Source organism: Tissierella creatinophila DSM 6911 (assembly GCF_001940565.1).
Lineage (GTDB): Bacteria > Bacillota > Clostridia > Tissierellales > Tissierellaceae > Tissierella_A > Tissierella_A creatinophila.
This window is the reverse complement of record NZ_LTDM01000024.1, coordinates 1-23,127: the sequence shown is the minus strand read 5'-3', so window position 1 is coordinate 23,127 and position 23,127 is coordinate 1. Positions and strand designations below refer to the sequence as shown.

The following is a 23,127-nucleotide window of genomic DNA, read 5'->3' as shown; positions in this document are numbered from 1 at the left end:
TTTTCTATGCCCTTTTTCTGTGTATAACTAGATTCTCCAAAATTAACGAGCATATTTATTTATTGAATTAAATTTCCCTTTGTGGATAACCTTAGATAATTTCAAAACTCTATTCTGCAACTATCTAAATGTGTATTTATTTTTAAAAATTTAAAGACTTAAATCTTAATAATCAATACATACCCAAAATCTTCTGAATATTACTATATTTAAATTATATCATAAAAAATATATTTATCATATTGTTTTTCCATATATCTCTATATTTTAGAATATCCTTATTGTACTAGATTTAAAATTGGATATAATATATATATAAAATATTAATAAGAAGGAATAAATATGATTTATATAAACAAAAGCTTAAAAACTAAGATTTTATCTCTACCCGAGAGTCCTGGGATATATAAGATGTTAGATAAGGAAAAAAATATAATATATATAGGTAAAAGTATATCCCTAAAAAAGCGAGTAAGGACTTATTTTTCAGAAAAACCGAAATGGGAAAAGGTAAAAAAACTTACCCCACTTATAGATGACATAGAATATATAGTTACAGATACACATCTAGAAGCTAGATTGTTAGAATGCGAAATGATAAAAAGAATAAAACCAATTTTTAATTCTCAATTTAAAAATGATAAGGGGTATGTATATCTAAATATAAAAGACTACAATATATACAATCCCATATCTATAGTATATGACTATGAAGAAAAAGTCTATGGACCATTTAGAAGAAAGTTTAGAGTGCTAATGGTATTAGAAGCTTTAAAAAATCTTTATCCTATATTAAAAGTAGATGAGAAATACCAGTTTAGCTATGATGTTTTTCCTGTTAAAATGGATAGAGAAACCTTTAATTTAAATAAGAGATCATTAGAAAATATATTTTCTAACGATAGAGAATTTACTCTTTTTTTAAAGTCACTAGATGATAAAATGATAGAAGCATCTAAAAACCTACAATTTGAAACTGCTATGACTTATAGAGACACTATAAATGGTTTAAACTATCTTAAGGGATCATTGAAAGAAGATAAAAACTTATTTCTTAAGAAACTCTTTATAAATATACCTTTAGATAAGGGCAATAAGTTTTTTTTAGTTTCTAGGGGAAAGATACTTTTAAAAGAGACATTTTTAGAGTTTAATGAAACTGATATAGAACATTTTATAGAAAGAGCCTTAAGCTTAAAAGCTCTTAAAGAAAATCCATTTGAAAAAGCCAGTTTAGATTTTAGAGATATAATTTATTCTGAAATTAGAACCCTACCTAAAGATATAATAAGGGTTATAAATTAGGGATAGTTCAATATTTTTTATAAAAATATTGAACTATCCCTTTTAATAAGACATTATATTTTTCTTAATATGGAGACAACTCTTATTCTAGTATTTATTTTACGATCCCTATCATTCATAGTATTCTTCTGTATCTATTGGTAGACCTTTTTTATTTAATCTACTCTCAATTATATCTTTTATTATAGAATAAAATAATACAAATAATGGAACTCCTATAACAAGTCCTATAAATCCAAATAATTTCCCAGCTACAAGTAGAGAGAACATTATCCAAAATGCTGATATCCCCAGTGAATCTCCTAATATCTTAGGACCTATAATATTTCCATCGATTTGTTGTATTATAAATATAATCAATAAAAACCATAGTGCTTTTACCGGTGAAATAAACATTATTATAAAGAATGAGGGGATAGCACCTATAAATGGCCCAAAAAATGGTATTATATTTGTAATTCCTATTATAAAAGAAACTAAAAGAACATAAGGCATCTTAAATACTGTTAATACTATAAATGTAAGAATTCCAATTATAAAGGAATCAAGAAGTTTACCGCTTAAAAACTTGCCAAATATATTATCAGTTCTAATTCCCATCTTAATCATAAATTTTGCATTTTCCTCTGAAAAAGTTCCAAAGAGAACTTTTCTAGTTAATGCAATAAACTTTTCTTTATCTATAAGCAAATATATAGAAACAATTATTCCAAGTACTATATTCCATATACTAGATAATATAACTTTTGTAAAATTACCTATCTTAGGTAGCAAATCAGTAGCAAAAGTTAAAATATAATCTACAAATTCATCCCATTTACCTAATATCAATTTATAATATTCATCATTTATATATATACTTTCACCATACTCTATAATTTTATTACTTATTTCCACTACATACTTAGGTATATCATTTACAAGTCCCATTATTGAGCTTATAAGTTGTGGAAATATAAAATTTAAAAATAAATATAATAATAAAAGTACAGTTGAATAAGTAAGCACTATTCCAAGTATTCTATCCCTCTTTTTATGATCTTTAGCAAATATGTGTTTTAATATATATCCTTCATAAAATTCCAATATAAAGTTAAATATATATGCCATAATAAAACCTATTATAATAGGTGAAAATACACTCAAATACCTACTTACTTGTACTTTAAAAAGATTTACCTCAGATGCGATTATATAAAATACTATACTTAGTGCAAGTACTAAAAAAGAATATACTGCTATTGTATTATATCGTTGGTTCCACTTAACCTTCATCATTCCACTCCTTATTTTTTAGATATATATGGATTATCTTTTATAACAAATCTTAATAAATAATCTTTGCTCTTAGCATAGTCTATATTTATTCTAGGGGTTTTTACTATGTTTTCTTCAAGTATGTCCTCCGCATCTTCTAACCAGATCATATCATCACTATCTAAATCTCTTCCATAGAATTCATCTTTTGTAATTCCATAACTCATTACAAGTTTTGCAGGTCCATTTGTAAGATTTATGATTTCTTTCTTTTTGGGGTCTATATATTTTCTCTTATACCTATTTTCATACATCGCTTCTATTCCCTCAATAGGTTCTATGGCTCTAATAAGAACTCCTCCCAAAACATCTTCTTTTTCTGCTATTATATTCATACACTGGTACATTCCATATATATTGTATATATATATATGACCTCCAGCCTCTCTAACAACCCTTGTTCTATCCGTAAGTCCTTTATGAAAATGTGCCGCATCATCATTATCATTTGTGTAGGCTTCTGTTTCTACAATTTTCCCTTTATATATTTGTCCACCTCTGTCTAAAACTAAAATCTTTCCAAGAAGTTCTTTTGCAACTAATTCTGTATTTCTAGTAAAAAAATCTCTTTTCAATCTCATTTCTTCCTCCTAATACATATGCTTTATCTTATATGATAATTATCTCCTTCTACTATAAATTCTATTTTGTTTTCCTTAACTTCACATATATTTAAAGAAGTACCTTTATTTATATCTATAGTATATAACTTTTCTAAAGGAATGTTTTTAATAATAGATGTTAATATCTTTATTGTAACTCCATGAGAAACTATAAGTATATCTTCTCCTCCACTTTTCAATATCTCATCTAAAGATAATCTCACTCTTTTAAATATTTCTTCATATGATTCGCCATTAAGTGTGGGTTTATATAGATGGGGTTTATTGAGATAAATATCAAACTCATCCTTATATTTTTCTAGTACCTCATCCATCTCCATCCCTTCCCATTTACCAAATCCTATCTCCTTTAGTCCCTCTAGCTTTATTATATCTATATTTCTATCTTTTCTAAGTATTTCTGCAGTTTCTATTGCTCTTTTTTGGGTGCTTGAGTATATATGGGTAAAGTCTATATCTTTTAACCTTTCTGCTAAGTTCATAGCATCAGAAATTCCTTTTTGGGTTAAATTAGAATTATTCCAACCTTGAAGTCTTTTTTGTATATTCCATTGTGTTTGCCCATGTCTTATTATATATAATTTCAAATTATCAACTCCTAATTTTCAATATATATTATTATAACACAATCTAATATATAATAATTATTCTTTAATTGCTTTTCTGAATTTATAGCGTCTTTAAAGTTTAAAAAAGATATAAAAGCAGGATATAAGCTAGCTTATATCCTGCTTTTATATCTTTATTTATCCACTAATTTTTAGAGATATCTAATGCTTTTTCTAATATTTCAATCATTTCATCTATTTCTTCTTTTGTAACTATTAGAGGTGGTACAAATCTTATAACACTTGCACCTGCTCCAACTAGTAGAAGCCCATTTGCCATTGCATTTTTTATTATATCTCCTGTATTTATATCAACTTCAATTCCTTGCATAAGACCTAGCCCTCTTACATCTTTTATAAATCCATATTTATCTTTTAACTCTTCTAACTTCTTTCTTAAATATTTACCACTTTCTTCGGCATTTTTTAATACTCCATCATTTAAAAGCCTATCTACTATATGACCTGCAGCAGTTGTAGCCATTGGATTGCCTCCAAATGTTGAGGCATGATCCCCTGGACTAAAAGCTAGTGCAAACTTTTCCTTTGCCATCATAGCTCCTATAGGTACCCCTCCACCTAATCCTTTTGCTAATGCCATAACATCTGGAGATATGCCATATATTTCATGAGCAAAAAGTTTACCAGTTCTTCCTACTCCTGTTTGTACTTCATCAAATATAAGTACTATATCTTTCTCTGTACAAAGCTTTCTTACCTTTTCTAAATATTCTTTTTTAGCTGGATTTACCCCACCTTCACCTTGAACTACCTCTAAAATTATACCACAAGTATTTTCATTTACTAACTCTTCAATTGATGCAAAGTCATTATATATTGCATACTTTATTCCAGGTATAAGTGGTCCAAAACCTTTTTGATACTTTTCTTGACCAGTAGTAGTTAAAGCACCAAGAGTTCTTCCATGAAAAGAGTTTTTCATGCTTATTATTTCAGATGCCCCTTCTCCTTTATTTTTATAAGCATATTTACGGCTTAATTTAATAGCAGCCTCCATAGCTTCAGTTCCACTATTGCAAAAAAACACCTTATCAAAACTACTATTTTCAACTAAAGTTTCCGCAAGACTTACTACGGGCTCAGTTATATAAAGATTTGAACAATGGTGTATTTTTTCAAGTTGATCTTTTATAGCTTCAATATATTTTTCATCACCATATCCTAACACATTTACTGCTATTCCCGCTACAAAATCCATATATTTTTTACCATCTTCATCCCAAACATACACCCCTTTTCCCTTTTTTAATACAATTGGAAATGAGTTATATGTGTTCATTATATATTTACTACCCTTTTCTAGTACTCCTGTTTTACTCATCTTGTCCTCCTTTTATAAACATAGTTCCTATTCCCTGTTTAGTAAATATCTCAAGTATCATACTATGGGGCAAGTTTCCATTTATTATATGAACCTGCTTTGTCCCTCTTTCTACAGCACTTATACAACATTCTACTTTTGGAATCATTCCTCCTGTTATTATTCCATCTTCTATGTTTTTTCTTGCTACATCCAAATCCATATAATGTATAAGCGAATCTTTATCATTTACATCGCGCATTACACCAAGTATATCAGTTACAAATATTAGCTTTTCAGCATTTAAACTCCCTGCAATCTCAGCTGCCGCATAGTCAGCATTTATATTGTAGGTGTCAAAATTTTCATCTTTTGCAACTGGTGATACAACCGGTATAAACCCTTGTTGGAGTAGTGTTTTTATAATACTAGGATCTACAGATTCTATATCACCTACAAATCCTAGATCTCCATTTTCTATTTCTATTTTTTTAGCTTTTAATAAATTGCCATCCTTTCCACTTATACCTACAGATGGTATTCCATTTTTTTGTATGCTATTTGCTATTTCTTTATTTACACTACCTGATAATACCATCTCTACTATTTCCATAGTTTCATCATCTGTAACTCTTAGTCCATCTATAAATTGTGCATCTTTACCTAATTTATCTAATGCTTCTTTTATAAATGGCCCTCCGCCATGTACTATGACTATATCTATACCTAGGAGTTTAAATAATACAATGTCTTCTATTAAAAGCTTTTTCTTATCTTCATCTATCATTGCACTACCACCATACTTTATTACAAATGTCTTTCCTGTAAACTTTTTTATATATGGTATGGCTTCTATGAGTATATTTGCCTTTTCTAATGCTTTATCCATATTTTCACCCCTATTTAGCTTCTATAGCTTGCATTTATCTTTACATAGTCATAACTTAAATCACATCCCCAAGCAGTAGCTGACTCAGTTCCTTCTCCTAATTCTATATTTATCTTTATTTCATCCATCTTTAAAACCTCTAGTGCCTTTTCCTCGTCAAAATCTAAAGGCATTCCATCTTTCATAAGTACTATTGTTTTATCTCCATTTTGTATGTTAATGCTTGATTTTTCTAGTTGGAAATCTATTTCTGTATATCCAAGTGCACATATTATCCTGCCCCAATTGGCATCTTCTCCAAAAAATGCTGCTTTCACAAGACTTGAACTTATAACTGATTTTGCAAATTCTCTAGCATCATCTTTAGTTTTAGCACCTTTTACATTTGCTTCTATAAATTTCCCAGCACCTTCTCCATCTTTAATTATCTGCTTAGCTAAAGATAAGTTTACATAATCAAAAGCTTCTTTAAATTTATAATAATCTTCATCCTTTGTAGTTATCTCTTTATTCTCTGCCATCTTATTTGCTAAAACTATTAAAGTATCATTTGTACTTGTATCTCCATCTACAGAAATCATATTGTAGGAATCATCTGTACTTTGTTTTAAAAGTTCATCTAGTAAATCGTGGGATATGTTTACATCTGTTGTTACAAATGCAAGCATAGTTCCCATATTTGGATGAATCATACCAGAACCTTTAGCTATTCCTGCTATTACTACCTTTTTACCATCTATTTCTACTTCTACCGCTACCTTTTTAGGGAAGGTATCTGTGGTCATGATAGCTTCTGCAGTCATATCTCCATGAAGCAAACTATCTCCAATTTCTTTATAGTTTTCTTCTATGGAACGTTTTATTTTTTCAATTGGTAAATTAACTCCTATTACTCCAGTAGATGATACCAATACCCTATCTTTTTCTAAACCCAATACATTTTTCACTGTATCTATCATAGTTTGAGCATCTTCTAATCCCTTTTTACCAGTACAGGCATTAGCATTTCCACTATTTATAACAATAGCTTGAATGAGTTTTGTCCTCTTTAAAATTTCCATATCAATTTGTACCGGAGCTGCCTTTACTGTGTTTTTAGTAAATACTGCTACACAATCTGCTGGAACATCACTATATATAATGGACATATCATTCTTCTTTTTTCTTATAGCTGCAAAAAAACCTGCCGCTTTAAATCCTTTTGGGGTTGTTATACCACCATTTATAATTTTCATGATTTGACCGACCTTTCTATACTGGGAATATTGATACGTCTTCTAGTCCTGCTTTTTCATCTAATCCAAACATTATATTCATATTTTGAACTGCCTGTCCTGCCGCTCCTTTTATCATATTATCTATTGCTCCAACTACTATGATCCTATTTGTTCTCTTATCTACTTTAAATCCTATATCACAAAAATTTGATCCCTTAACCCATTTAGTTTCAGGAAATACTCCTTCTTTTGTAAGTCTTACAAAATATTCATCCTTATAATACTTTTCATATATTTTCTTTATATCGTCATATTCTAAGTTTTCTTTTAGATTTGCATATGAAGTAGTTAATATTCCCCTATTCATAGGAATTAAATGAGGCGTAAAGCTAACTAAACTTCCTAATTGTTCTTCTATTTCAGGAATATGCCTGTGAGCACCTATAGAATATGCCTTTAAACTTTCGTTGCACTCAGTAAAGTGAGTCCCAAGATTAATGCCTCTTCCCGCACCAGTTACACCTGACTTTGCATCTATTATTATACTGTTTTTTTCTATTAAATCTTCTTCTACTAAAGGCATAAGGGAAAGTATACTAGAAGTTGGATAGCAACCAGGATTTGCTACAAGTCTAGCCTTTTTTATATCTTCTCTATTCTTTTCACATAGTCCATATACTGCCTCATCTAAAAGCTCTGGAGAACCATGCTCCGTGTTGTACCATTTTTCATACACTTGTATATCTTTTAATCTATAATCTGCACTTATATCTATTACCTTAACCTTTTCAAGCATAGAGCTATTTATTTCATTGGATACTATACCATGAGGAAGAGCCATAAATATTAAATCAACTTCTTCTGATATTTTTTCTAAATCTTTGCCTGTACAGGTCTTTGTAAAAACATCTCTATAATTTTCATAGATAGAACTATAGGATTGACCTTCATAACTTTCTGATGTGATATATTTTAAATCTACATCAGGATTTTTTATTAAAAGCCTGATAAGGTCTGTTCCCACATATCCTGTCGAACCTACTACTGCTACTTTTATCACTTTAATTCCCCCTTAAAATAAAATACCCTTCTAATCTATATAAAGATAAGAAGGGATTGTCTTTAAAACTCTAATTGAAATAATTTAATATTTCTATCTTTTATTTAACTACTCTTGGCGGGCAATCTTTATGAATTAGTTTCAATATAGTCCAATTTGTTAGAGTCTTCCCCTCTACTAACTCTATCTAAATTTTACTATATTTACTCTTTAATCATTAGACTTTAGTTTTTACATTTTAAAGATTTACTAAAATTTCGTATACTGTATTTAATTAATTATTATATATTAAATTGTTGAAAATTGCAAGAATTTTTCTATAACTTTAATAATATTACTTTTTATAAGTCTACTTTAGTATTTTTTTTATTAATACACATATATATTAATATATATAAATTAAGAGGTGGTTATTTGAAAAATAGGAGATTTATATATGGGTCTTTTATAATGATATTTATGAATATATTTACAAGATTTTTCGGATTTACCTATGAAATACTCCTATCTAAAATACTTGGGGCTGAAGCCATGGGAGTGTTTCAAATGGCTACATCTTTATTGATGTTTTTTTTAGTATTTACAATTTCTGGAGTTCCAACATCTGTTACAAAGTTTGTAGCCCAAGAAGTTTCCCTAAATAATAAATATAATGTAGAAAAGATATTTAAAACTTCTTTAACATTTAACTTTTTTATGTCTATATTTTTAAGCTTTATACTTTTTTCTTTCTCAGAATTTATTGCAATTCAAGTTTTTAAAGATAAATCTATGATGATAGCAGTATATCTTCTTATACCTCCTCTTATCATTATATCTTGTAGTAATATAATAAGATCATATTTTTATGGCAGAAAAAATATGGTTACGCCAAGTGTATCTCAAACCATTGAACACTTTTCAAGATTTATAATAGTTATAGGTTTATTCTTTATCCTAAGACCAATAGATCCTTTTTACGGTACTTTAATAGCTATACTTGGAATAAGTATAGGAGAGTTTTTTGATATTCTTTGGTCTATATTTTCTAAAAAAAGATTATATAATTATGAGATAGCAAAACCTGATAATGCCTGGAATAGTTTTAAAACTTTATCTAAACTTTTAACATTTTCAGTTCCTTTAACTGTATCTGGGATCTTTAGTGTAAGTCTAAACTTTTTAAATTCAATACTTATACCTTCTAGACTTATTTATGCAGGATACACAAGTAGTATGGCTATGGCGTCTTTTGGTAGGATAACCGGTATGGTTATGCCATTAATTCATCTACCATTTGTAGTTACATCTGCCTTAGTTGTAAGCCTGATTCCAAGCCTTTCAGAGCAGATTATGAAAGGGCAATATGAAGATATAAAAAAAGATATATCACTTTCAATTAAAGCAACCCTTCTTATCTCTATACCTTTAACTATTTGTCTTATAATATTTCATAAAGCTTTAGCTCTAAATTTGTATGGGGATATCCTGGTAGGTTCTTATATAAAAATTTTAGCACTTGGAACTCCACTTATAGCACTTCAACATCTGTTTTTAGGGGTTCTCACTGGTATAAATAAGCAAACTAGTTCTACTATAAATAGGATGATTGGTATGAGCATTAGAGTATTTCTCATATATGTTTTAGTGGGAAATCCTAAATATCAAATAAATGGTTTTTTTATTAGTTTTTTTATTTCAAATTTATTTATACTTCTATTCGATATTATAAGTTTAAAACAAGCTTTTAAATTTAAAATGGATTATTTAGATTTAATTGGTAAACCAATTTTAGCATCATTATTTATGGCAATGTATATAAAAATCACCACAGGCAATCTAGAAAATTTAAGTTTAATAAGTTTTCCTGCTCTTTTATTTATTATTTTAATATCCCTTTTATCATATATTTTTATTTTGATACTAACAAATGCAATTCCTAAAGACTTATTTAAGAGAATCTTTTTATTTAAAAACAGATAATTAAATTTAATTATCTGTTTTTAAATAAATATAGTTATTAACTTTTCAACATATAGGTTAAACTCTAGATTCGACATTTTTCATTTATTCTCTTGTTTTTATTTGTATCTTACAATATTCTAGAGAAATATAAATCTCCTTTTAAACCTTTATTATATGGGTGCATTTTTTTAAAAAGTCCTATATAATGGATTCTAAGGATAGGTGAAATTATGGATATTTATAAAATATTAAAAACTTATTTTGGATATGATAGATTTAAAACAGGTCAAGAAAAAATAGTAAAGGGTATATTAGAAGGTCAAGATGCGCTTGGAATAATGCCTACAGGTGGAGGAAAATCTCTTTGCTATCAACTTCCTGCTATTGTTTTAGAAGGGGTAACTATAGTTATCTCCCCCCTTATATCACTTATGAAAGATCAAGTAGATAGTTTATCAGAAATGGGAATAACTTCTACTTTTATAAATAGTACTTTAGAAGAAGATATCTTACAAGAGAGAATTAAAGATATAAGACTTTTAAAATATAAAATAATCTATATAGCTCCTGAAAGACTGGAAAGTTATTTATTTATAAATTTAATAAGAGATATAGATATTTCTATGGTAGCTATAGATGAAGCGCACTGTATAAGCCAATGGGGTCATGATTTTAGACCTAGCTATAGAAATATTCCTAAGTTTATAAATTCTTTTATCAAAAGACCTATAGTTAGTGCTTTTACAGCTACTGCTACAAAGGCAGTAGTAGAAGAAATTAAAACTTTAATAGAATTTAAAAACCCTGTCGAATCTATGATAGGCTTTGATCGTCCAAATCTTTTTTATGAGGTTAGAAAGATAGTAAACAAGGCGGATTTTATAGCTAATTTTGTCAAAGAAACTTATCCAGATGAGTCTGGAGTCATATATTGTGCTACTAGAAAATCTGTAGAGAGTTTAACTCTTAAATTAAGAGATTTAGGATTTAATGCTATAGGATATCATGGAGGCATGGATTCAGAAACTAGAAACACGGCCCAAGAGTCTTTTATATATAATAGAGTTCAAATAATAGTAGCTACAAATGCCTTTGGCATGGGGATAGACAAGCCTGATGTTAGATTTGTAATTCACTATAATATGCCTCAAAATATGGAAAGCTATTATCAAGAAGCTGGAAGAGCTGGTCGTGACGGAGAAAAGAGTCATTGTATCCTTCTTTATTCACCGTCGGATATTGTAAAACAAAAGCTACTTATACAAAATAACCCCGTAAGCTTAGAAAGAGAAAATCTACTTTATAAAAACTTACAATATCTTGTAGATTATTGCCATACCAATGATTGTTTAAGAAACGACATATTAAAATACTTTGGCGAAAATCCTGATGTGGAAAATTGTAATAATTGTGGAAATTGCCTAGATAATTCTGAAATGGTAGATATAACATTAGAATCGCAAAAAATACTTTCTTGTATATATAGGGTTGGAGAAAAGTTTGGAGTAAGTTTAATAATTCAGGTTTTAAGAGGATCTAAAAATAAAAAAGTATTGCAATTTGATTTAGATAAAATATCGACCTATGGACTTATGAGAGAATATAAAGAACAAACCCTTAGAGAAATAATAATGACACTTATCTCTAGGGGATATATAATTACAACCTTAGATAAATTCCCAGTATTAAAACTATCAAATAGTTCAAAAGAAGTTTTAAAAGGAGAAGTAAAAGTATTTCATAAAAAACATCTAATGGAAGAAAAGAAGGAGAAAAAAGTTAAATCTAATATAGACTCTATAATGGAAAACTTTGATAATGAACTCTTTGAAAAACTTAGAGAACTAAGATATAGTTTGTCTAGCGAAAAAAATATTGCTCCATTTATGATATTTCATGATTCAAGTCTTAGAGAAATGGCATCTTTTTTTCCTATAGATAAAGAATCCTTTTTAACTATTAAGGGAGTAGCACTAAAAAAGTATGAAAGCTATGGAGAAGACTTTTTAACAATAATAATAGAACATGTGAAAAAAAGTGGAAAGACTCCTTTAGATCTAAAGAAAAAAGAGGTAGTAAGAGAAGATTTAAATGAAAGGTATGAAAACACCTATAAAGCTTATTTGGAAAATGATAGTTTAGAGACAATAGCAAAGATAAGAAACTTTACCCCTAGTACTATTTTAGAACATCTATCAAAATGTGAAGAAAAAGGTAAAAATGTTGATTGGTCTAGATTTATAATAGATCCTAAACTAGAGGAAGATATCTTGGAAGTTATAAAAAGAGTTGGAATAGAAAAATTAAAACCAATAAAAGATGAATTACCAGAAAGTGTAGGATATGAAGATATAAAACTAGTTATCATAAAAAATAGTTAAGGGAAAAAGTGGAAAAATTTAAATTATAGTAACTTTTACGGTAAACTTGTAATAATATTAAAATAACTTATGGGGTGATTTTATGGAAATAAAAAGTATCAAGACCTTTATTCTCTATAACTTAGTATTTTTGGGGATTAATCATCTATTTATAAAAATAGATATTATGAAGGCGTTAGTTTTATCTATAATAAGTTATTTTATTAATTTTGCATTTATTTCGTTTAGAAAGTAAAAAAAATTAATATTTTTTAAAAAGGGATAGATTTAAAATCTATCCCTTTTTTCACCTAATTATCTAGTTTTTCTAATCTTATACCTGTCATTTCTCCATTTAAGTCTTGTTCTTCTAAAGGCTCTTCTACTTTTTCTATGTTTTTAGCAAGTGTTTCAGATTTAATGAAATCACTGTACTCTTCTATAGCAATTTTGATCTTTTCTGATCCATTATAGTAGATGTCTATATTGTCTAATACATCATATCCATTGCTCTTTCTCATCTGTTGAATTTTAGATACAAACTCTCTAGCATATCCCTCATTTAAAAGCTCATCTGTAAGTGTAGTATCTAAGATTACAAATAAATTGTTTTCCATTGTCACATTAAATCCTTCTTTTGAAGATATAGTTACCTGTACAAAGTCTTTTGGAATATCAAAGTTTTCTCCATCTAAGTCAAGTACGAGGGCTTCTCCCCTCTCTAGAATCTCTACAGTTTCTTTTGCATCTAGACTGTTTAAAACTTTACCAAAAGCTTTTATATGTTTACCAAGTATAGAACCTGCTACTTTAAAGTTTGGTTTTAAAGAATAATTCATATAGCTTGATAAGTCTTTTTCAAACACTACATCTTTTACATTTAACTCTTCTTTTATTAAAGGCACTAAATCACTTATCTTTTCTTCATATTTCCCGTCTATTACTACCTCACTTAGTGGTTGACGTACCTTTATTCTAACTGTTTCTCTTGATGCTCTTCCTAGAGCTACTAACTCTCTTACTAGATCCATTTTTTCTTCTAGCTCAAGATCTATTAAATCTTCTTCTTGCTCAGGATAGAAAGCCAAATGAACTGAACCATCATCTGTAAGCTTTTGATAGATTTCTTCAGCCATAAATGGTACAAAAGGAGCTACCATTTTGCAAAGTCCTACTAAGATTTCATAAGTTGTATTGTATACTGCCTTTTTATCATCATCTAATTCTGTAGACCAAAATCTTCTTCTATTTCTTCTTATATACCAGTTAGATAAGTCTTCTATAACAAATTCTTGGATATCTCTTACAACCCTTGTCAGTTCAAATATATCCATATTTTCTTTTACATTTTTAAGAAGAGTATTATATTTTGAAAGTATCCATCTATCTATCTCTGGTCTGTCTTTATAATCTATATTGAAGTCTTTTGGATTTACCTCATCAGTATTTGCATAGAGAGAGAAGAAGTTGTATACATTTCTCATAGATCTAAAGAATTTAGATTCTACTTCTCTTAGTCCATTTTCATCAAATTTTGTAGGAGTCCAAGGTGGTGAAACATAAAGTATATACCATCTTAAAACATCCGCTCCATATTCGTCAAATAATCTAAATGGATCTACAGTATTGCCCTTAGATTTTGACATCTTTTTACCTTCTTTATCTAGAACTAAATCATTTACTAGTACATTTTTATAAGGTGATTTTCCTGTTACAAAAGTTGATATAGCAAGAAGAGAATAAAACCATCCACGTGTTTGATCTATTCCTTCACATATAAAGTCAGCTGGGAAAAGTTTATCAAAATTATCTTTGTTTTCAAATGGATAGTGATGTTGAGCAAAAGGCATAGCTCCACTATCAAACCATACGTCTACTACATCTTTTTCACGTGTCATAGTTCCATTACATTTTTCACATTTTAAATGTATATTGTCTACATATGGTCTGTGAAGTTCTATATCCATATCAATATCTTCTATAGATTTTTCTATAAGTTCTTTTCTAGAACCTATGCTTGTTACATTACCACAATCACATCTCCAAACTGGAAAAGGAGTTCCCCAATATCTACTTCTAGATATTGCCCAGTCATTTAAGTTTTCTAACCAGTTTCCAAATCTTTTTTCTCCAACATAATCAGGATACCAGTTTACACTATTATTATTTTCTATTAATTTATCTTTTAATTTAGTTATCTCTATATACCAAGATGGTTTTGCATAATAAAGAAGTGGTGTGTGACATCTCCAACAGTGCGGATAATTGTGATCCATTTTTTGCTTTTTATATAATTTCTCATTTTCTCTTAGCAACTGTATAATATCTGGATCTGCATCCATTACAAATGTATCTCTCCAAGGTGTTTCTAAAAACTTACCTTCTTCTGATACTGGGTTTACTACAGGAAGCTTATACCTAAGCCCTGTATTGTAGTCGTCCTCTCCAAATGCAGGTGCAGTATGAACTATCCCTGTACCATCTTCTGTAGTTACGTAGTCCCCTAAGGTTACAAAGAAGGCTTTTCCTTTTACATTTATAGCCGGAATAAGTTGCTCATATTCTATAAACTCTAAATCTCTTCCTGTCATCTCTTCCAATACTTCATAGTCTTCTTCTAATACCTTTTCTGCTAAAGCTTTACCTACATAATAAATTTCTTCATCCTTTTTGACTCGCAAATAAATCTCATCAGGATTTACAGTTAAAGCTACGTTTGAAGGAAGTGTCCAAGGAGTAGTGGTCCAAGCTAAGAAATATTCATCTTTTTCTTTTAGCTTAAACTTAGCTATAACAGTTTCGGTTTTTATTTCTTCATATCCTTGTGCAACCTCATGAGATGCAAGTCCTGTACCACATCTTGAGCAGTATGGTAATATCTTGTGACCTTCATAGATAAGACCTTCTTTAAAAAATTTATCTAGTATCCACCATACAGATTCAATATAATCATTTTCAAGAGTTATGTAAGGATCATCCAAGTCAATCAAATATCCCATTCTTTCTGTCATATCTCTCCAAAGTTTTTCATACTGAAATACAGATTCTCTACATTCTTTATTGAACCTTTCTACACCATATTTTTCAATATCATGTTTATCTTTTAAATTTAATTTTTTTTCTACTTCAATTTCTACTGGAAGTCCATGCGTATCCCATCCTGCTTTTCTCTTAACTCTATATCCTTGCATAGTTTTGTATCTACAGGTTAAATCTTTTAAGGTTCTAGCCATTACGTGATGTATTCCAGGCTTACCATTAGCAGTGGGAGGTCCTTCAAAAAATACAAAAGGCTTATCTTCGTCTCTGCTCTCTACAGATTTATTAAGTAGATCTATTTTATTCCAATATTTTGATATTTCTTTTTCCCTTTCATTCACGGGACTATTTGATAGTTCATCAAAGTTTTTCATCATTTTCCTCCTTATAAATAAAAGTCCCTTAAGCCTATATTATAGACTTAAGGGACGAATCTTTCCGTGGTACCACCCAAATTACAAAAAACAATATATTTTTTGTCACTTACTAGAAATAACGGTTTCTTTTCCGTAATACCCTGAATTTTAGGTATTATGCTCAAAGGTGATTTTCATAAAGTCCTTTTAATAATCTTTCACCTAATGATTATTTCTCTAAAAAAAGAATTCTTTATTACTCTTCTTATCAAAGCATATTTTTTCACTTTCATATAAATATACTTTATTTCTATTTGTTTGTCAAGATATTTATTTAAAATTCATAATCAACAACTGCTCTAGATTCTATATATTTAGCTATAGCTTTACCAACTTTTAAATGATCCTGATGTTTTTGATAGGTGTTTAAATCTTCAATACTTTTAAACTTAGAATCTAATACTATATCATAAGATGAATCATTTTCTACAATATTAATACCTACGTTTAGTTCTACTATTTCTTGTATATCTTCTTTTAGACTTTCAAGCATATCTTTTACTATCTTTGAACTTTCAATCTTAGTGTTTCCATCTACATCTTCTTTTATTTTCCACATTACAATATGTTTTATCATTTATATCTTTCTCCTTTAATTTATCATTAATTTAAAATATTTCTTCTTGCATCTGTCTTAATTTATAGATAGAACTTGTCTTATCTAGTTCTACCATATCATAGGTAATCACTTCACCCTTTTTAATGTCTCTCTTTACCCTTGTCTTAGTATTTACAAGTCCTATAGGTAGTAAATTTTCCGCCTTTGCCTTCTTGTACTCTTCTATTGTTCCAAGCACCTTATATTCTCCTATACCATCTAGATATTCACCTTTTTTTAGATCTATTTTAGCAAGTGTTACTACTTCAGAAACAGGTCCATCTATGGGAGCTATTGTTGCTTCGTTATAAAAGTATGCATTGGCAACTGTTATAGGAGTTTCAAGGCTTGTTAAGTGATATGGTCTATAAAGTACATAGTTTGGGCCATCACCCATAGAGAGATATTTCATCTCACTATGAATTTGATTAAGTGAAGTTGACACTACTACAAATACTCCTGGTGCTATCCCATGCACATAATCAACTACACCTATATTGTTTAGTATTCCTCCATCTTTTTTTAGTCTAAATATATCCGAAAGTCCTTTTACATCAGAATGTACTCCATGTGAACCCCTTATATCTGGAATAAAACCTGTTGAATTACTCATTGCAGCCATTTCTATCATAGTATTAGTCCCATCTACAAAGCTTGCAAGTCTAAGTGGCTTTAGATTCTTTTTTAAAGCTATTTCTCTTACAGTATCAGGATTTGCATCAAAATCTATTGGATTATTTTTACCCTTTCCAATAGCTATTATTTCAAATCCTAAAGCATCTGCAAAATCATATATTTCTTTTACAGAACCCGGTTCATCTCCTGCCGTGCCAGTATAAACTACTCCTGCATTTTTAGCTAATTTATTTAATATAGGCCCAACTGTTACATCAGCCTCTACATTTACCATTACTATATGTTTTTTATTTAATATAGAATCCATAGCAATCCTAGCTCCTGCCTCAGGACTTCCTGTAGCATCTACTACAACATCTATTAAGTTTGCCTTGCTTCCAAGTTCTGTATTGTCACTTACTACAAATTTCCCATCTTCCATAGCTATATTTATATCATTTAAGTTTTTAGCTACTTTTATATCTTCTCTTCTAATTCCTGCTAATGTATAAGTAGCTATTGCATCTTCTATATTTCTACTTACTACTAGTGAAGGAGTCATACCCTTCATAAGCATCATTTGACTTACCATTCCCTTTCCCATAAGTCCTGCACCTATAAGAGAAACCTTTATATTCTTACCATTTTCCTCTAGTTGTCTTAATTTATCATTAACTGACATAACTTTCCCCTCCCAAATCTATCATTCTTATAAAGTAGTACTTGCACTTGTTCCAGCCATATATCCTGATGACCAGGCCCATTGAAGATTATATCCTCCGCAGTCTCCATCAATATCTATAAGTTCCCCCACAATATATAGACCCTTACATTTTTTGGACTCCATAGTTTTACTATCTATTTCTTTAGTAGATACTCCTCCTGCAGTAACTTGAGCATCTTTCCACTCTTTACTTCCTATTATCTTAAATTCCCAATTTGTCAGTATCTCTGAAAGATTGTTTATTTCTTTTTTAGAAATGTGTGCGACTTTCTTATCTCTTTTTATATTTATTTCTTTTAAAATACTAGGTATTAGTCTTTTGTTTATAAGCCCTATAAGTGCTTCTTCTATAGTCCTATTTTCCATATATATAAATCGTTTATTTAAGTAGTCTTCTAGTTCTTCTTTTGATTTGGAATGGATAATTGAAATCTTGAGCTTTATATCTTTTTTATTATTTAAATATTCCAAAGCAGTTCTAGTAATCTGTAATATTGGTGGTCCTGAAATACCATAATCAGTAAATAGTATGTCTCCAAAGTCTTCTAATAATAACTTATCCCTAGAGTAAAGTTTAGCTTGTCCAGGAAACTTTACTCCTTTAACATTTTTAAATATCTTACCATCTAATTTGAGTTGTACAAGCCCTGGGAAAGGTTCTAATATAGTATGGTCAAGAGCTTTAACTAAGCTGTATCCACTGCCATCTGAACCACTTAAAGGCATAGCCATACCACCAGTTGCTATTATTACTTTATCAGATTTAATCTTTTCACCATTTTCAAGTTCTATTATAAAATCTTTATCTTTTTTTATCGCTTTTACATAGCTATTTAGTTTTACTTTTACCTTTAGGTTTTCCATTTCCAGTCTTAAAACATCTAGTACACTTGAACTCTGTAGCGACATTGGAAACACTTTTCCCCCTTCTTCTACAAAAGGAGTTATTCCAAGTCTTTCAAAAAAACTTATTGTCATATCTACATTAAAACTTCCAAGTGCACTATAGGTAAACTTGGGGTTTTCTCCATGATAATTTGTATTGCTTAAATTTATATTTGTATAATTGCATCTTCCGTTGCCTGTTGCTAAGATTTTTTTTCCAACTCTATCGTTTCTCTCTAAAAGAAGTACATCTGCTCCGTTTCTCCTAGCTGCTATTGCAGCTATAATACCAGATGCTCCCCCTCCTACTACGATTATCTTTTCTTTCATAAATTACTCCTTTAATTTGTTCTCTCCTTATTTTATCCTTTATAATTTATTTTGTCCATCAGTAAAGAAAAACTAATGGTATAAAGTGGATATATTAAGATGAAAAAAGGCCTAGTTTTTAACTATGACCTTTCTTTATACTTATATTTACTTATATTTACTTGTATTTACTTATTTTTTCTCATTATATGTGAAGCTAGTACGAATACGCCATTTAATGATATCCCAACTAAAGCTGCAAAACTTAAACCAGTTATAGTAACATCAGTTTTTGGAATTAGTATTCCTATTGTAAATCCTAGTTTACTTCCTATATATTCTCCGCCTAGACCTAGAATCAATATACTTCCCATTATAATTATATTTTTAAAGTTAAACTTTACATTTTCATTTTTTATAGTTTTAACTCCTATTAAAGATATCATGCTAAATAACATAATAGATATACCACCCATTACAAAAGCGGGTATAGATGACAATACTCCTCCTATTTTTGATACGAATGCAAGTCCTATTGCAAACACTGCTGCAAGTCTTAATACTGAAGGATCGTAGTTTTTTGTAAGTGCTAGTACCCCAGTGTTCTCGCCATAAGTTGTATTTGCTGGTCCTCCAACTAAAGCTGCAAACATAGTAGCAAGTCCATCTCCAAGTAGTGTTTTGTTTAATCCTGGATCTTCTATAAAATTTTCCCCAACTACTTGTCCATTAGTAGTTATATCGCCTAAATGTTCCATAAAAACTGCTAAAACTACTGGTACAGTTATAGCTATAGCACCAATATCAAATTTTGGAAGATTAAAAGCTGGTATTGCTATTGTTGCACTTTTTCTTATAATCTCTGTCTCTACAAATCCAAGCCTTAACGATATTAGATAACCCGTAATAACTGCTATAAGAATTCCAAGTTGTTTTATAAAACCTTTTGTCCCAAAGTTTATTAAAACTGCTACACCAAGAGTTATCCCTGCAATGATTAGATTTTCTTTTGCCATTTTAAAAGCTGTTGGTAGCATGTTAAGTCCTATTACTATAATCATAGGTCCAACTATATAGGGTGGAAGAGCTTTTTTGATTCTTTCTACCCCTATTCTTTTAACCAAGAAAGAAAGAAGTACGTAGATAAGTCCTGCTACCATTATCCCACCTTGGGCATAGGCTAAGTCTCCTCCATAGATTTCTTTTATTGTAAGTATTACTGGAATAAATGCAAATGATGAGCCTAAGAATACGGGAACTTTTTTCTTTGTACATGCGTGAAATATAAGTGTACCAACACCTGCTGTAAATAATGCTATAGAAGGGTTAAACCCTGTAAGAATTGGAACTAGAACTGTAGCCCCAAACATTGCGATAAGATGTTGAAGTGCTAAAACTGATTTCTTTGCACCTTTTAAAATTGATGAATCCTGGATCATAGTTTTCTTCATAATATGATCTGTCATTTTTTATATCTCTCCTTTCCAGCCTCACAGGACTGATTTAAAGTTTTATATTTATTTATCTTAGACAGTATAGCATGGATATAAAGTCGATACAAGTATTTTTTTAAGGAAATATATATAAATTTACCTATTAATAGAAGTAACTATAAAAGGACAATTTATTTATCATAAATTGTCCTTTTATCTTTTATTATATTTTAAATTTATGGATATGCATTTGTAGTTCCTCTGCTATTTTTGCTAGTTCTTCACTTGATCTAGCTATTTCATCATTTGATGCTACTTGCTCTTCTGTACTTGCGGAGACTTCTTGAACTCCTGCTGCATTTTCTTCAGATACAGCAGATAGATTTTGCATAAGATCTATTAGTTTATTCTTGTTATTATTTAACAAATCAGTACTTTTAGTAAGTTTTCATGATATCAAAACCTTCTTCTTTTCGGTGGTTGATTTCTATTAGTGCCTTATTAAGATCTTTTATATGTTCTTGTGACTGTTCTTCTATAAGATTGCCCATTTCTTCAACACTTAAAGCCGATTCTTCAGTATCTTTTGCCTGTTGACTAGAACCCTTTGCTATTTCACCTACAGTATTGGCTATATTTTCAGAGGCCAATGCAGTTTGCTGGCAAATGGCAGTGAGTTCTTCTGAAGTTGCCGCAACATTTTCTGTGTTTTCATTAATCTCTCTAATCAAATGGACAATATTGTTTTTCATCGTTAGTGTGGCATTTGATATTTGTCCTATTTCATCTTTTCTACTAAATAGATTGCTTTTATTTTCTTTTTCACTGTATGTGAAATCATAATTTGCTATTTCTTTTAATCTATCTGTTATGTAAGTAATAGGATTTACAATATCAGATGAAACCTTGTAGATGACAGCGGCGATAATTCCTAGTCCTATAATACTTATTATAGCTATTCTTAACATAATACTATAGAGTTCTGCAAAAACTTCCTCTTGTGGAACCACAGTGCTAAAACTCCATATAGTTCCTGTATCACCTATAGATATTGGCGCAAAGGATTTTAAAACTTTCTTGTTGTGAACCTTGGAATAAACATTTTCTGTAAAAACTTCCTTTTGTTTGATCTTTTTAAATACTTTTTCGGCATCACCAGTTACAAACTCGCCTGCTGGCTCGCCTATAGTGCTTTTATCGGGGTGGGTAACAACTAGTCCCTCTGAAGAAATTAGACGTCCATAGCCCGTTTTATATAGTTTAATGCCATCTCCTACTTCTTGAAGACGGTCAAATAATATATCAACACCCACTACGCCTACAGTTTTACCATTTATAATGATAGGTACAGCAATAGTGCTCATCAATACTTGACTTTCACCAGCATCATAATAATATGGTTCTACAACTGTTTCTTCACCTGATTTAAATGCTTGTAAATAGTAATCACCCTCGCCCTCTACTGTATAACCTTTTAAAGCTTCAAAATCTAAACCTTCACCATCTCTATGCCAGTAAGGAACAAACCTTCCCGTAGAATCATGTCCCTTTTTCCCAACATATTGTTCATCTTTTCCATCAAAAGCATTTGGTTCAAAGCATGCCCATGCAGCAAAAAGGTTATCGTTATCTTTTAATGTATTAGCTAAAACTGCATTTATAACATCCCTATCTGCAGCACCTTCACTTACTAGATCTTCTAATACATCTGCAATACCCCTAACTGAAAATAAAGGTTTTTCTAACTCTAATTTCATGGAATTTGCATAATCTTTGGCTATAGCCTGAATTAAAAGAGTACTATTTCTTTTCTGCGATTGATAAACATCATAAATAATCATGGAAACTATTAGAGAAGAAATTAAGGATACTGGTAATAAAATCATCAATACATTTTTTGTTTTTAACTTCATAAACAATCAACCCTTCTTATAATAATATTTTAATGCAATTCAATGTAAATTATTTAATTCGCCTTTAAAATTTGTTTTAAAATGCTCATTACATAACTATTACATCTTTATTACATACCAATCAATTATACAACATTTACATATATCTTCCAACAATAAATTTTCTTTTTCAACAATAAAGTTTATTGTTTGACAATCCACTTTATTATGTTATACAAACATATAAATATTGTGATTAATAAATAATATCTGTTATAAACTTTTTTATATATTATCAAAAAACATAAAAACACCTTATCAATTTGATAAGGTGTTTTTTCTTACGTACACTACACAAATCTATTTGATCCCTATTGGTCGCATAGATTTGGTGCTACCGCATCTGACCTACTAAAACTCACTATCGTTCGTTAAGTTAGGTCATTAATCTGGCGACTTCCTACTCTCCCAGGACGTTGCCATCCAAGTACCATCGGCGTTAAGAGGCTTAACTTCTGTGTTCGGTATGGGTACAGGTGTGTCCCTCTTGCTATTGTTACCAGATAAACTAC

At 29.7% G+C, this 23,127-nt stretch carries 17 protein-coding genes, 1 rRNA gene and 1 other annotated feature; of the genes, 3 read left to right on the top strand and 15 right to left on the bottom strand.

The features are described from left to right. The first annotated feature begins 342 nt into the window (after window positions 1-342). Entirely contained in the window at window positions 343-1,305 is a 963-nt protein-coding gene (locus TICRE_RS07545) for a GIY-YIG nuclease family protein (RefSeq protein WP_075726728.1), read from the top strand. 111 nt (window positions 1,306-1,416) lie between these two features. On the opposite strand, the gene TICRE_RS07540 is transcribed toward TICRE_RS07545, so the two are convergent. The 7 genes from TICRE_RS07540 to argC form a co-directional block, all read right to left on the bottom strand. After that, a complete protein-coding gene (locus TICRE_RS07540; protein WP_075726726.1) occupies window positions 1,417-2,580 on the bottom strand; it encodes an AI-2E family transporter in 1,164 nt (387 codons plus the stop codon). Window positions 2,581-2,591: 11 nt separating this feature from the next. Beyond that, window positions 2,592-3,203: a DNA-3-methyladenine glycosylase gene (locus TICRE_RS07535; RefSeq protein ID WP_075726724.1), complete on the bottom strand. Its 612-nt coding sequence runs from the start codon at window positions 3,201-3,203 to the stop codon at window positions 2,592-2,594. 23 nt (window positions 3,204-3,226) lie between these two features. Beyond that, window positions 3,227-3,832, bottom strand: a complete 606-nt coding sequence (locus tag TICRE_RS07530; protein WP_075726722.1) for a histidine phosphatase family protein — start codon at window positions 3,830-3,832, stop codon at window positions 3,227-3,229. A 166-nt stretch (window positions 3,833-3,998) separates the two neighbouring features. Next, the gene (locus tag TICRE_RS07525; protein WP_075726720.1) at window positions 3,999-5,195 is read right to left on the bottom strand and encodes an aspartate aminotransferase family protein; all 1,197 of its coding nucleotides are present in this window, start codon (window positions 5,193-5,195) and stop codon (window positions 3,999-4,001) included. Continuing rightward, complete coding sequence (gene argB / locus TICRE_RS07520; protein WP_075726718.1) at window positions 5,188-6,063, bottom strand: acetylglutamate kinase; 876 nt, start codon at window positions 6,061-6,063, stop codon at window positions 5,188-5,190. Before argB ends, TICRE_RS07525 begins: the two co-directional genes overlap by 8 nt. Before the next feature lie 14 nt (window positions 6,064-6,077). Then, window positions 6,078-7,298 carry a bifunctional ornithine acetyltransferase/N-acetylglutamate synthase gene (argJ, locus tag TICRE_RS07515; RefSeq protein WP_075726716.1) on the bottom strand — a complete coding sequence of 407 codons (1,221 nt, stop codon included), beginning with the start codon at window positions 7,296-7,298 and terminating at the stop codon, window positions 6,078-6,080. Between the two features lie 16 nt (window positions 7,299-7,314). Next, on the bottom strand, window positions 7,315-8,340 hold the full coding sequence (gene argC, locus TICRE_RS07510; RefSeq protein ID WP_075726714.1) for an N-acetyl-gamma-glutamyl-phosphate reductase: 1,026 nt from the start codon (window positions 8,338-8,340) through the stop codon (window positions 7,315-7,317). A gap of 414 nt (window positions 8,341-8,754) precedes the next feature. Between argC and TICRE_RS07505 the strand changes: the two genes are divergently transcribed. Both TICRE_RS07505 and recQ read left to right on the top strand, forming a co-directional pair. Continuing rightward, complete coding sequence (locus TICRE_RS07505) at window positions 8,755-10,302, top strand: putative polysaccharide biosynthesis protein (protein ID WP_075726712.1); 1,548 nt, start codon at window positions 8,755-8,757, stop codon at window positions 10,300-10,302. Between the two features lie 212 nt (window positions 10,303-10,514). Continuing rightward, window positions 10,515-12,665, top strand: a complete 2,151-nt coding sequence (gene recQ / locus TICRE_RS07500; RefSeq protein ID WP_075726710.1) for a DNA helicase RecQ — start codon at window positions 10,515-10,517, stop codon at window positions 12,663-12,665. A gap of 290 nt (window positions 12,666-12,955) precedes the next feature. Here recQ and ileS read toward each other — a convergent pair whose 3' ends face one another. From ileS to rrf, 8 genes are all read right to left on the bottom strand, one after another. After that, a complete protein-coding gene (ileS, locus tag TICRE_RS07495; RefSeq protein WP_075726708.1) occupies window positions 12,956-16,057 on the bottom strand; it encodes an isoleucine--tRNA ligase in 3,102 nt (1,033 codons plus the stop codon). Window positions 16,058-16,104: 47 nt separating this feature from the next. Continuing rightward, window positions 16,105-16,320 (bottom strand) — a binding site (T-box leader). Between the two features lie 53 nt (window positions 16,321-16,373). Continuing rightward, window positions 16,374-16,676, bottom strand: coding sequence for a Dabb family protein (locus TICRE_RS07490; protein WP_075726706.1), 303 nt, complete (start codon window positions 16,674-16,676; stop codon window positions 16,374-16,376). Between the two features lie 31 nt (window positions 16,677-16,707). Then, complete coding sequence (locus TICRE_RS07485) at window positions 16,708-17,994, bottom strand: NAD(P)H-dependent oxidoreductase (protein ID WP_075726705.1); 1,287 nt, start codon at window positions 17,992-17,994, stop codon at window positions 16,708-16,710. A 27-nt stretch (window positions 17,995-18,021) separates the two neighbouring features. Next, window positions 18,022-19,251, bottom strand: a complete 1,230-nt coding sequence (locus TICRE_RS07480) for a BaiN/RdsA family NAD(P)/FAD-dependent oxidoreductase (RefSeq protein ID WP_075726703.1) — start codon at window positions 19,249-19,251, stop codon at window positions 18,022-18,024. 167 nt (window positions 19,252-19,418) lie between these two features. Further along, window positions 19,419-20,696 (bottom strand): uracil-xanthine permease family protein, encoded by a 1,278-nt coding sequence (locus TICRE_RS07475; RefSeq protein ID WP_075726701.1) that lies wholly within the window; start codon window positions 20,694-20,696, stop codon window positions 19,419-19,421. A 190-nt stretch (window positions 20,697-20,886) separates the two neighbouring features. After that, a complete protein-coding gene (locus TICRE_RS07470; protein ID WP_075726699.1) occupies window positions 20,887-21,090 on the bottom strand; it encodes a hypothetical protein in 204 nt (67 codons plus the stop codon). Window positions 21,091-21,100: 10 nt separating this feature from the next. After that, window positions 21,101-22,576 carry a methyl-accepting chemotaxis protein gene (locus tag TICRE_RS07465; protein ID WP_075726697.1) on the bottom strand — a complete coding sequence of 492 codons (1,476 nt, stop codon included), beginning with the start codon at window positions 22,574-22,576 and terminating at the stop codon, window positions 21,101-21,103. 426 nt (window positions 22,577-23,002) lie between these two features. Beyond that, window positions 23,003-23,119: ribosomal RNA gene (gene rrf / locus TICRE_RS07460) — 5S ribosomal RNA — on the bottom strand. Between the last annotated feature and the right edge of the window lie 8 nt (window positions 23,120-23,127).